The sequence below is a fragment of the Vibrio sp. 1F169 genome (assembly GCF_041439605.1).
Taxonomy (GTDB): domain Bacteria; phylum Pseudomonadota; class Gammaproteobacteria; order Enterobacterales; family Vibrionaceae; genus Vibrio; species Vibrio tasmaniensis_A.
Genome location: NZ_JBGOOI010000048.1, coordinates 7,603 through 20,196 on the forward strand (window position 1 = coordinate 7,603; position 12,594 = coordinate 20,196).

At 43.9% G+C, this 12,594-nt stretch carries 11 protein-coding genes; 5 read left to right on the forward strand and 6 right to left on the reverse strand.

Annotated elements, in window-relative coordinates; all coding sequences use genetic code 11:
- Positions 1-2,521, reverse strand: a 2,521-nt coding sequence (locus tag ACED53_RS16435; RefSeq protein WP_371708846.1) for a Calx-beta domain-containing protein, incomplete at its 3' end; no start/stop codon positions are given.
- A gap of 400 nt (positions 2,522-2,921) precedes the next feature.
- On the opposite strand from ACED53_RS16435, the gene ACED53_RS16440 reads away from it, so the two are divergent.
- The 4 genes from ACED53_RS16440 (at position 2,922) to ACED53_RS16455 (ending at position 7,476) form a co-directional block, all read left to right on the forward strand.
- Complete coding sequence (locus ACED53_RS16440; RefSeq protein WP_009846631.1) at positions 2,922-4,229, forward strand: TolC family outer membrane protein; 1,308 nt, start codon at positions 2,922-2,924, stop codon at positions 4,227-4,229.
- Positions 4,229-4,843 (forward strand): OmpA family protein, encoded by a 615-nt coding sequence (locus ACED53_RS16445; protein ID WP_017098852.1) that lies wholly within the window; start codon positions 4,229-4,231, stop codon positions 4,841-4,843. The genes ACED53_RS16440 and ACED53_RS16445 overlap by 1 nt, the downstream gene beginning before the upstream one ends.
- A gap of 131 nt (positions 4,844-4,974) precedes the next feature.
- Positions 4,975-5,325, forward strand: coding sequence for a DUF2750 domain-containing protein (locus ACED53_RS16450; protein ID WP_017100235.1), 351 nt, complete (start codon positions 4,975-4,977; stop codon positions 5,323-5,325).
- A 162-nt stretch (positions 5,326-5,487) separates the two neighbouring features.
- Positions 5,488-7,476 carry a tetratricopeptide repeat-containing diguanylate cyclase gene (locus tag ACED53_RS16455; protein ID WP_017100234.1) on the forward strand — a complete coding sequence of 663 codons (1,989 nt, stop codon included), beginning with the start codon at positions 5,488-5,490 and terminating at the stop codon, positions 7,474-7,476.
- A gap of 2 nt (positions 7,477-7,478) precedes the next feature.
- Here ACED53_RS16455 and queC read toward each other — a convergent pair whose 3' ends face one another.
- Both queC and queE read right to left on the reverse strand, forming a co-directional pair.
- Positions 7,479-8,174 carry a 7-cyano-7-deazaguanine synthase QueC gene (gene queC, locus ACED53_RS16460; RefSeq protein ID WP_017100233.1) on the reverse strand — a complete coding sequence of 232 codons (696 nt, stop codon included), beginning with the start codon at positions 8,172-8,174 and terminating at the stop codon, positions 7,479-7,481.
- Between the two features lie 60 nt (positions 8,175-8,234).
- A complete protein-coding gene (queE, locus tag ACED53_RS16465; RefSeq protein ID WP_017100232.1) occupies positions 8,235-8,903 on the reverse strand; it encodes a 7-carboxy-7-deazaguanine synthase QueE in 669 nt (222 codons plus the stop codon).
- A gap of 185 nt (positions 8,904-9,088) precedes the next feature.
- Between queE and ACED53_RS16470 the strand changes: the two genes are divergently transcribed.
- Complete coding sequence (locus tag ACED53_RS16470) at positions 9,089-9,898, forward strand: Cof-type HAD-IIB family hydrolase (RefSeq protein WP_029225401.1); 810 nt, start codon at positions 9,089-9,091, stop codon at positions 9,896-9,898.
- Positions 9,899-9,999: 101 nt separating this feature from the next.
- On the opposite strand, the gene ACED53_RS16475 is transcribed toward ACED53_RS16470, so the two are convergent.
- The 3 genes from ACED53_RS16475 to ACED53_RS16485 all read right to left on the reverse strand — a co-directional run bounded on the left by ACED53_RS16475 (position 10,000) and on the right by ACED53_RS16485 (position 12,587).
- The gene (locus tag ACED53_RS16475; protein WP_017100230.1) at positions 10,000-11,412 is read right to left on the reverse strand and encodes an NUDIX domain-containing protein; all 1,413 of its coding nucleotides are present in this window, start codon (positions 11,410-11,412) and stop codon (positions 10,000-10,002) included.
- A 72-nt stretch (positions 11,413-11,484) separates the two neighbouring features.
- Positions 11,485-11,964 carry a GNAT family N-acetyltransferase gene (locus tag ACED53_RS16480; RefSeq protein WP_017100229.1) on the reverse strand — a complete coding sequence of 160 codons (480 nt, stop codon included), beginning with the start codon at positions 11,962-11,964 and terminating at the stop codon, positions 11,485-11,487.
- Between the two features lie 221 nt (positions 11,965-12,185).
- Complete coding sequence (locus tag ACED53_RS16485; RefSeq protein WP_004733606.1) at positions 12,186-12,587, reverse strand: glycine zipper domain-containing protein; 402 nt, start codon at positions 12,585-12,587, stop codon at positions 12,186-12,188.
- Positions 12,588-12,594 lie beyond the last annotated feature (7 nt).

Sequence of the window (12,594 nt, forward strand, 5' to 3'; positions counted from 1 at the left end):
CCGCGCCTTCGCCTTCGTCCACTTGCGTGCCTTGCGCGTCGACCGCTGGTTTCACACCTCTGATGGTTGGCGTGTCAGAGTCATCTTTGATGATCAGCTCACCGGTACCAGTGCCTGTCACGCCCGTCGCACCAGTCACTTTCAGGCTCAGTTTCTCATCGCCTTCGTACGTCGTGTCGTCTTTGGTCGCGACTTCAACGACTAACTTAGTTTCACCCGCTTTAACGGTGTAAGAGCCGTCTACGTTAGGTGTCACTACGTTACCTGCGGCATCTTTCACAACGACGCTGGTGATGTCATCCGCTGTTGCTGTTCCGTAAAGGGTTTCTAGCGTTACGCTTACATCGACGGATGCAGCTTTGCTTAAGCTCACACCAAAGCTCGCGGTTGAGCCTTCGTTAATAACTTTGCTGCCTTCGATACTTACCGATGGGCGGTCATCTGGATTTGGATTTGTTGGATCAACAGGACCTTTACCATCATCTTTGATGATCAGTTCACCGATTCCCGTACCAGTTACGCCGGTTGCGCCCGTCACTTTCAGGCTCAGTTTCTCGTCACCTTCGTATGTACCGTCGTCTTTGGTCGCGACTTCGACAACTAACTTAGTTTCACCTGCTTTGACGGTGTAAGAGCCGTCAGCGTTAGCTGTCACTACGTTACCTGCGGCATCTTTCACAACGATGCTGGTGATGTCGTCCGCTGTTGCTGTGCCGTAGAGGGTCTCTAACGTTACGCTCACATCGACTGATGCCGCTTTGCTTAAGCTCACATCGAAACTCGCGGTTGAGCCTTCGTTAATAACTTTGCTGTCTTCGATGCTCACCGCTGGGCGATCGTCTGGATTCACTGGGGGAGTCGGATCGGTTGGGTCTACAGGACCTGTGCCATCATCTTTGATGGTCAGTTCACCTGTTCCCGTGCCAGTTACGCCGGTTGCGCCCGTCACTTTAAGGCTCAGTTTCTCATCGCCTTCGTACGTGCCGTCGTCTTTGGTCTCGACTTCAACGATTAACTTAGTTTCACCCGCTTTGACTGTGTAAGAGCCGTCAGCGTTTGGTGTCACTACGTTACCTGCGGCATCTTTCACAACGACGCTGGTGATGTCGTCCGCGTTCGCCGTGCCGTAAAGGGTTTCTAGCGTAACGCTCACGTCAACTGACGCAGCTTTACTTAAGCTTACATCGAAACTCGCGGTTGAGCCTTCGTTGATGCTCTTGCTGTCTTCGATGCTCACCGATGGGCGGTCATCTGGATTCACTGGAGGAATAGGATCCGTTGGGTCAACCGGGCCGGTGCCGTCATCTTTGATGGTCAACTCGCCCGTACCTGAGCCTGTCACGCCGGTGGCTCCCGTCACTTTAAGGCTCAGCTTCTCATCGCCTTCGTATGTGCCGTCGTCTTTGGTCTCGACTTCAACGACTAACTTAGTTTCACCCGCTTTTACGGTGTAAGAGCCATCAGCGTTAGGTGTTACTACGTTACCTGCGGCATCTTTTACCACAATGCTGGTGATATCATCCGCTGTTGCGGTGCCGTAAAGGGTTTCTAGCGTTACGCTCACGTCAACTGATGCGGCTTTGCTTAAGCTCACATCAAAGCTCGCTGTCGAGCCTTCGTTAATCACTTTACTGTCTTCGATGCTCACCGATGGGCGGTCATCTGGATTCACTGGGGGAGTAGGATCGGTTGGGTCAACAGGGCCTGTGCCGTCATCTTTGATGGTTAGCTCGCCCGTACCTGAGCCTGTCACGCCTGTTGCGCCGGTCACTTTTAGGCTCAGCTTCTCATCACCTTCGTACGTGCCGTCGTCTTTGGTCTCGACTTCAACGACTAACTTAGTTTCACCCGCTTTGACGGTGTAAGAGCCGTCAGCGTTAGGTGTCACTACGTTACCCGCGGCATCTTTCACAACAACGCTTGTAATGTCGTCCGCTGTTGCCGTTCCGTATAACGTCTCAAGCGTAACGCTTACATCGCCTGACGCAGCTTTACTTAGACTTACGTCGAAAATTGCTGTTGAGCCTTCATTAATGACTTGGCTGTCTTCAATACTTACTGTTGGCTCAACTTCCACTGAGCGGAATAGATCAAGCAAACTTAAGCTTTGAGTACGAGACAGACCTAGGCCTTCGAAACCTGTTGTTACAAATTCGGTAACTGGGATGGTTTCGTCACCATCACGTTCAATAGTTCCACTGCTAACTAGGCTCGAACCTCGTACACCTGCCGCAGTTGCGAACTCTTCGCCTAACTCTGTAGGATCTTGCCCTTCTTCTAAAGCGGCAAAAATATTTTCAATATCTTGGTCAAGATCGACTTCATCGCCATCTTTTCCTTGTGGCGTAAAGCGCTTAACTGAAATCTGAGATTCAGAATTTACATTTTGGGATTCTAAAACGACATCCCCAGCTTGTAATGGCTGGCCGTCTTCTAGGACCGTGATTGTGCCATCTATCGAAATAACAATGCGTTGACCTAATGCTAATGCACCGCTCGCATTCAATACTGTCATGTCCATATAAATCCCTAAGCTCATTTTCTGTTTGCGACGTCAAAATAGTGACATCAATTTTATAATCTAGTGACAATATAACATCTAATGTCATATAATTCCTAGCTATGAATTACATCTTTAATAACTTACAATGTAAACGAATGATAACGGTCACTGAGTGATAATTAAGATGACGAAAACTTCCATATAAGTTATTGTCTTAGGGAAAGATAACCCAAACACTCAAATCAAATTTAAGTACTCAAAATCGACTTAAATTGTACGGCGATCGGTTAACAACTTTACAACCATTTACGAATGCTCATTGAGCATTCGTTATTTTTTTGGCGGTTCATCTAAATTTGATATATTCAAGCTTAAAAGCGACAAACTTAGGTGATACTCCATTTTTGGGAGATTGAAATTGAACTGGATTAAAACGACTACATTAGGGTTGGCTATTGCACTCAGTTTACCGGCTAGCGCACAGACCTTAGAGCAAGCCGTCGCGTTTACTTTAGAAAGTAACCCTGAAATCAAAGCGGCATATAACCAGTACGTTAGTCAACGTTACCTTAACGATGCTTCTGGTGGAGCTTACCGCCCGAGTATAGATTTAGACGGTGGCATTGGTTACGAATATACGGATTTGGCGACGAATTCGAGCTCAACAGATCTAACACGTAAAGAAGCAGCAATTACGTTGACACAACTCATTTGGGATGGCGCGAATACTTCTAACGACATTGATCGTACCGCTGCTGATGCAGAGTCTGTCCGTTATCAATTGCTATCTAGCGCTCAAGATATTGCACTGCAAGTAACCAAAGTCTATCTTGATTCTGTTAAAGCTTACGAAGTGCTTACACTTTCTGAAAACAATCTGGCGACGCACAAAAATATCTATATAGATATCAAGAAACGAGTTGATTCAGGCATTGGATCTACGGCAGACATGTCTCAGGTAGAAGCTCGTATTGCAAAAGCTCATGGTAATTTGCTGGCAGCTCAAAATAATTTATTTGATGCCCATACTCAATTCAAACGCCTTGTTGGCCAAGCCCCACTAGGCTTGGTATATCCACGTGCTGACGCAGGCTCTATTCCTTATACGATCGACGGTGCTTTGGCAAAAGCCTTTAACCAACACCCGGTTATCAAAATTGCACAAGCTGACGTAGATTCAGCGAAGTTCCAATACAAGCAGTCGAAGAGTACCAACTACCCAACTGTTTCTTTTGAAGCCGCTCAAAGGTGGCGTGATGATGCAGGTGGTACGAAAGGCAACAGCGATGAATTTTCTGCGATGCTTCGCTTAAAGTACAATCTCTATAACGGTGGAGCCGATCAAGACCGTGCCGAAAGTGCCGCTTATCAACTCAACAAAGCAAAAGACCTACGTGAGAGTACTTACCGCAATGTAGAAGAAAGCTTACGCCTTTCATGGAGCGCTCTTGACTTAACCGTTCAGCAGAAAGATTTCTTGTCGGATCACGTAGACTCGGCTTCTGACACCGTTATCTCTTATGAAAAACAATACCGAATTGGTAAGCGTACCCTTCTCGATCTACTTAACACTGAAAATGAACTCTTCGAAGCACGTAAGGGATTTTTAGACGCTAAGTACGATGTACAGTACGCAAAGTATAGAGTCATGAATGCTACAGGTAACCTATTAACAGGATTACGTGTAGAGACTCCACAAGAATGGAATGAAAAGGTAGAATATTAATGAAGCTTCTCAAAACTATACTCCCACTATGCTTCGTGGTTGCTTCTGCCAACATCATGGCTGAAACAAATGATGAATTCACTTATCGTGCTCTTCCTAGCACCACACAAAGTTATGATCTCGAAGATGATGATAATGATGGTGTTATCAACGCTCGCGATTTATGTATAGACACACAAATTGGCGCTGAAATAGATAATGATGGCTGTGGCTCGTATTTCGAGTCTAGTGAACAAAAAGAACTTCATATTTTGTTTGCTAATGACTCTGCAGAAATCAAACCTGTATTCCTGGGCCAAATCCGTCAAATGGCTGCGTTTCTAAAGCGTTACGAAAACACAAGTATTCAATTGCAAGGTTATGCTAGTAAAGTAGGTAATGCTGAACACAACCTGAAACTGTCAGAAAAGCGAGCGGACAATGTAAGGCGTGCACTTATCAGCAATGGAATTCCACCGTCTAGAGCCTATACCGTAGGTTACGGTGATGTCGGCTTCCGTGACAATGACACCGAAACTAATCATGCACTGAACAGAAAAGTTGTAGCCTCTGTGGTTGGATTTAAAGGTAATATCAAGGAAGAGTGGCATATATTTACTAAAATTGGCAAGTAGATTCAGCCTCACTCCAATCATACTGAAACGTTACGTAAACGTTTCAGTATCCTTATAATTCCTTGATCGCCATATACCTACCCCTTGTATAATGTTAATCTTGTCTTGTTATCAACATAGAGAAATTATTCATGAGCAAACTAACCGCTGATACTCAAGCAAATCTTGAACTTTTCGTTTCTGAAACACAAGAAACTAAACTGGTATGGGGCCTTCGCAACGATGAAGGTTGGCTAGCATGTGATTCAAGTGAATTCGAAAACAGTGAAGTGATGCCGTTCTGGTCTTCAAAAGAAGATGCTCAGACTCACAATGTCGAAGAGTGGGCTGATTTCGAAGTATTAGAAATTCCACTAGATATCTTTGTAGAAGATTGGTTACTTACTCTAGCCGAAGACGGCGTTCTTGTTGGTACTAACTGGAATGCAACATTAGAAGGCAAAGAACTAGAGCCTTCTGATCTAGCGAAATTATACATCTAGCTTCCAAGATCGGTCGTACATAGCGTACGACCGGTTACCCATAATAAGCCATTGAGAATTAGAGATTTACCTCACATAAAAAACCATCAACCTACCAAAAAAAATTGAAGCAACATCAAACTAACAATAGAATATCGTTCTTTATCTGATTGATATTATCTCGTGATTCACTTCATTTTCATTGCCTTTTTGCTTTTCATCAATCTTTATTCTTTTAGCCAAGCATCAACATTGGATCATGAATCTTATCCAACAATTAGCTCCTCGGCATTAGCTCCCCACACAACTCCAAATGCTGATTGGAACGCACTCTATCTGTCGACTCTAACTCATTCCCCTTCGCGCGCATTGAACATGCTGCAAACACGCTACACGAGTTCAACAACCTACGGGGATAAGCTCTACCTATCGGCACTGCTATATCAATACATGAGCCAGCGCGATCAACCGTTTTATGGAATCGCTTCAAACGACAGTGACTACCAAGCAATAGAACAAGCGTTTATTAATGCCCTAGTAAATGATGGACAAGGTCAGTACAAAGAAGCTCAGCAAGGCTTTTTGTCCATATTAGTAAAAATGCAATCAATCAACGATGTTACAGGTAGAGCATTATTAAAATATCAATTATGTCGTTCTCTCAATGAGCAAGCTAAATATCATCAAGCGAACTATTATTGTTCTGCACTTCAGTCGGATTTGCATGACATTGCTGACCCTGTATTACCAAAATTTGGCACTTATCGAGTGATCGCTAACAATCACCATTTCCGCAGCGACTATCAAGCCGCGCTAGATACTTACCTATCACTGATAAGCGTGTTCCCACAAGGACATGATATTTCGGGGATCTATAACGATGTGGGTAATTTGCTCAAAGAGTTAAAGCAATATGATAAATCGGCAGAGTACCTCATAGAAGCACTCGCTCTGAGATCGGATGCTTCTGATTTGATGAAAGCACAAGTTCATCATAGCCTTGCAGATCTTTACCTTAATCAAGGACAAAGTGACCTAGCAATTAATCACTTTCAAAAAGCAAAAGCACTGTTGACTACATCATCTCATAGCTACGGTATTGCGCTAACAACTCTTGGTTTAGGAAAAGCATACACGCAGACGAAGAACTATGATTTGGCGAGAGACTACTTAGTAGAGTCTCTGTCGGCTTCAAGCAAGCTAAACAACGATGTCATTCGAATCAACGCTTTCTTGGCAATCAGCGATATGTTCGAAGACCAAAAACTTAAAACGGAAGCGCTCAATTATGCACAACAAGCTTTGGAGCTATCCGAACAAGTCACAAGACACAAATACACAGCTCAAGCACTACTTCAACTTTCTGATATTTATCAAACTCTCAGCGATTACAAGCAAGCTTTCTATTTCTATCAGCGATACACATTAATACAGTTCGAAACCCGAGATATAGATAACAGGTTGGCTTTTGAAGCACTAGATCTAGCTCATGCTAGGTACGAAAAAGAACTAGAGAGTTCTTTCCTGAGACATCAAGCAAATTTAGACCGACTTCAAATCGAAAAGATGGAACATCAAAGGATGGTGTATAACATCATTGTTATTCTATTGCTGTGTGCGGCTAGCTTTATGATCTTCACAAACAAAGCCATTCGTGCGAAAGCAGCAATCGATGCCATGACAAAGGCGTATAGTCGCACCGAGATAATACGAAGAGTCAAGCGTATCAAAGCCTGTAAAGGAACAGAAAAACAACATGTTCTCGTTTTACTCGATCTAGATAAATTCAAGAAAATTAATGACCAATATGGCCACCCTACTGGTGATAGAGCGCTCGTTCATATAAGTCATCAAATAAGACAACATTTAATTAAAGGTGAGCTGTTCGGGCGTTTAGGCGGCGAAGAATTTCTGATCGTGCTTACTGATACAAAACCAGCTGAAGTACAAGAGCGTGTAGAGGAGTTACATTATGCCATTTCGAGTGCAGTCTTCTTATCAGAAAACAAAAAGCCACTTAATGTAACCGCGAGCTTTGCTTATTTAGCAACCTCAAACGCATTAAGTGACTTTGATGACTTGTATTCAGTGCTTGACCAGGCGCTGTATCAAGCAAAGAGCAACGGCCGAAACTGCATCATTGATGCTTATAACGAACCTATTGACTCATGAGGTTATTTATTCTCACCCTGCTTGCGAATCAATTCAGCCATAATACCTTGGCGATCACCTAGGTAATCGCTAAGGCCTATTTTGCGTAGTTCACACGCTGGACAGTCGCCGCAGCCATCGCCGATAATACCGTTGTAGCAGGTCAGTGTTTTGTTTCTAACAAGTTCGAGTGCTGAATACTGATCTGCCAACGCCCATGTTTCAGCTTTGTTGAGCCACATTAACGGTGTTTTAATATCAAGCTGCTTATCCATACCTTGTACAAGCGCAGAGTTCATCGCTTTCACAAAGTCATTACGACAATCAGGGTAGCCTGAAAAATCTGTTTCACACACACCCGTGATTACGGTATTTGCACCGATTTGGTAAGCGTAAATACCCGCCAAAGTTAAGAACAGAATATTACGACCGGGAACGAAAGAATTCGGTAGCCCATTCTCTTGTAGCTCATGAGAGACAGGAATATCGTCACGAGTAAGAGAGCTAATAGCCAGTTCATTCAACAGAGTCACATCCATCACTTTGTGTGCTTTCACACCAAGATCTTTTGACAACGACTCAGCCACTTCAATCTCGAGTCTATGGCGCTGACCATAATCAAACGTAATCGCATGAACTTCATCATACTCTTTTAATGCTTGAACAAGACACGTTGTTGAGTCTTGACCACCACTGAATACTACCACTGCTTTTTTCATCTTAAATCCTTACGAGAATCTTCTACTAGCGACTTATATAGGCAAGTAAACAAATACAACCTATGCGATGCTCAAATATTTGTGAGTTTGGATTGATAAGCGCCAATTGCGCTCAATGCAGGTATCAATACAAAGCTGAGTTGCGCGTTCTTTTTGGCTAATCGGCTGAAGCGCAATGACTGTATTTTCAGGGACATCGGCTCTAGCAATAAGAGCATCGAGTTGCTCGATGTCTTTACCTGTACCAACAGGGTGTTTGATTTCATTCGCACGAACGAGTACGCTATCAAGGATATCCAATTTGGCTTTCATTGCGATTTTTGGTGACACCGTAACCCAAGTATCCAGTGTGGCTTTTACTTCTGATGTTCCGCTGGTCTCAATCTGACAGCGACAACCGTGCTGCTCAAATGCTTCAGTAAGAGGGACAAGATCATAGATGCACGGCTCACCACCAGTAATCACAATGTGCTTCGCGGTGTAACCTTGCTTGATATATTCATTCACGATTCCTTGCGCATCAATTGCAAACCAAGTCGGTGAATCCTCTGTCTTAACCATAATATCACCAAGGCTCGTTTCATCTTCCGGCAACGCTTCCCAAGTCTGTTTGGTATCACACCAAGAACAGCCTACAGGGCAAATTTGCAGTCGAACAAAAACAGCAGGAACGCCGGTAAATACGCCCTCGCCCTGGATGGTTTCAAACATTTCATTAATCTTGTACAACTTACCCTCAGCTCAATCATTTGATGAAATTAATCAACCGCAGACCTTAAAGCACTTGCCCCTTTTGGTCAAACAAATGAGTACTGATAAATGAGTTGATCAAAGCCCTAGCCTGAACTTTCAAGTTCCCTTATCCTTTCGCCCATTAGATTTTGTTAGCTTTTAATTTTTTGGTAAGGAACAACATGTACAAACTGATTGCTCTTGATATGGATGGCACACTACTTAACAGTGAAAAAGTGATTTCTCAAGAGAACAAAGACGCGATAGCTAAAGCTCGCGCTGCAGGTGTGAAAGTGGTTCTGGCTTCTGGTCGTCCTTTAGAAGGCATGCAGAGTAAGTTAGACGAGCTTTCAATCAACGGCGAAGATGACTTTGTGCTCTTCTACAACGGCTCTATGGTTCAAAACGTCTCTACAAAAGAACTCATTCACAGTGAGATCAGCAATGGTAAAGCCGCGAAAGAGATCGCAGCCCTCGCCGTACAGCTTGGTGGTTATGTTCATGCATTCAGCAAGATTCATGGCTTAATCACGCCTGAAAACAATGAGTACACAGCTATTGAAGCGCGTATTAATGGCTTAGAGATTACCGAGTTCGACTTTTCTCAACTAGAAGACGACCACGAAATCATTAAAACTATGATTGTCACAGAACCAAGCAAGCTGACTGAAATCATCGGCAAGTTGCCACAAGAGCTTAAGGCTCAATTTACTATCGTGCAAAGTGCACCATTCTTCTTAGAGTTCCTAAACCCAAATTCAAACAAGGGTGTCGGTATTGAGGCGATAGCTAAGCACTTGGGTATTACAGCAGAAGAAGTAATCTGCATGGGTGACGCTGAAAACGATCATCATATGCTTGAATACGCTGGCCTTGGCATTGCAATGGAAAACGCAATGGAAGAAACCAAGAAACTGGCGGATCACATCACAGCGAGCAACGACGACCATGGTGTAGCGGTCGCGATTGAGAAGTTTATCTTCAACTCGTAAACGCTGAACAGGTTCTAATGAGAATTACTTTTTGCTTGTTGCAGAAATGACAAAGGCTGTGCACTGCACAGCCTTTTTTGATTTTATATTAGTCGGTTCGCCTACTCTCTTTTCCATGGCAGACGAAACGCCACTACACCAAATAGAATCAAGATTGGGAAACGTAAGGTCTCAACGATAAATGAAGCGATGCCACTGAATGAGACGAAACTTCCTGCCCAGCTAATCAGCAGATTCCCCGCTAACAACATCGCCATCACTCCAAATACAATCTTGAATGAGAACTGGCCGACCAAAGGCTTCGAATCCGTTAACGTTACTAAGCATGCAATCGTCATCAAAATTGCTACCCAGAAAGAGAATGTTGGCAGTGGCCATATAACCGTGAGAACAATCGACAGTAAGCACAATGCCCACCAGACACCTTTAGAGCTTAATAAGGCACTAATATCAACATCAGGTTTCGCATCTAATCTCACGATGTGCCAAGTCGTTAACGCGCCCAATACGCCTCCCATTAAGACATCACTAAAGAACGCACTGCCTGAATAAGACGTAAATAGCATAATCCACAGTAGACCCGCGAGCACTATCAAAATCGATTTTTGCTCCAAGAGGCGCTTTAGTTTCCAAAAGACTAACAAGGTTAAACTCACCCACAAGCCAGCCAATAAACTTGGAAAGCTATAGCCACTGCTCATCACTAGCTTCAATGTTGGCAAGTAAGCATGCGGACGTGGAAAACCAAACCCTTGATGGGCGATTAAAGTGAGCAATGTCACCGAGATCAAAGTGAAGGCAAACTTCAACGCGAAGTTACGGCCAAAATGCCAAGCAATTAGCGGCAATATCACGATGAAAATCCATGGCTTCGCTAACGAGTCAGTTAAAAGCACAGTATTCGCAAACACGCTTGGCATATTATCGAACGCGTTTTGAAGCGACACAATCCAATTTAATTCAACTTGATGGACTTTCGATGCCGCGCCCACCAGCTCAGTCACATACGTCACAGGTTGATCTGTCGCGGATAGAAAGAATTCGTTAATCTCAGACCATTGCTCTGGGTAACGGTATTCATTGGCTTGCAACTCCGTAGGTGGCAATAACATCGCTCTACTAACTTCCACACCATAATGAGGAGCAAACCAGATTGGTAGCTCAAAGCCACCTAACTCATTTCGAGCTTTGTAACTGATCACTTCAGAGTCAGAGACACAATCATACACAACGGCACTGTCGGTATATCCCAACACATCACCGACCGTCACGGACAAGCCCGCCTCTTCCCAAGTTTCTCGTTGCGCCGCGACCGATGGCGACTCACCAGAAACCACAGTGCCTCCCGGTAGAGACAATTGCCCCGTGATCAATTCATCAACCAATACGATTTGGTTATCAGCACGTACTACACACAAAGCGCCCGCGATATGATCGGGCAAAGTGTTGCTTGCCCAAGCAGAAGTAGTACTCAAAAGAGATAATATGAAAACTAATAAATATCGAATAGCCAACGAGTTTACCTAAAAATAAGAGAAAAAGTTAAAGACTGCTCTAGTGTAATCAAACACGCACAAAATCGCTGTCTACGTTTTGTGCAAAGCCTTCCTCATCCATTGAATGTGAGGAGTGAACCCCATTTTTTGATAGAAGTCCTTGGCGGGTGAATTAAAGTCCCAAACCTCTACAAAGACTTGTTCAACCCCATAATCATCAAAAGTCGCTTCAACTTTGCTAAACAACTTTTCAGCAATCGATTCTTTACGATAATCAGGCAAGACAAACAGTTCATCGACACTCCCCATCGGCACCGGTTTACTCACCGTTGAGATAAGCTCACAAAAATGTCCGGAGATAAAGCCAACAATGAGCTCACCTTTTAATGCCACATAAACCAAGCATTCAGGATCATCCAAGTAACGTGCAATGCTTTTTTCCTGCTCAATCTCTTCTGCCGTTTTAAAGTGCTCTGGGCTAGCAAGGTGGTGGTGATGGTGGAGGTCGAACATCAACTCGTTAAGTTGTTCCAAATCCGTGTGCTTTGCAGCCCTTAAGGTGACATTCATGACTATTGCGCTTCTCAAACCAAATTAATATTTAAACTGAGTCTAGTTTACTTGCCGTGAGTATCTATACAAGTTATTGAATTAATTCATTGTTTGAAGTGTGTATTTTAGATACAAAAACGGCCACATTACGTGGCCATTCTGTTTGAATAATTTTGAATTAAACGAATATCGAAGCTGTGGCTTTTGCCGTGGCTCTGGCTTTTGCTGTAGCTTCAGCTTTATGCACCGTTGTCCTCTTTCTCTTCTTTGAGATCAGCAAGCTGTTGTTCTAGTTCAATAAGCTTAATTTCAGCCTCTACTTCAGCAACTCGCTTTTCTGCATCAGTGCGATTGTCTTGCGCCAGACCATCAGCAGTGACTTGGGTTCGTTGTGCGTTTCTTGCATCATCCGTATCTTTCATTGAACCAGCAACACCACCGGTCACACCACCCAATGCAGCACCCTTCGCGGCTAAGCTCGCATCTCCAGTTAGAGCGCCTGCTGTCGCTCCTAATAAAGCACCACCCACAGCACCACGATTACGTGCAGCATTCTCATTTTCGTTATCCATTGCTGGTGATGCGCAACCAGAAAGAGTCACAATCAGTGTCGCTAAAAGAAAAGGTTTAGTGAATTTCATAGGAGTC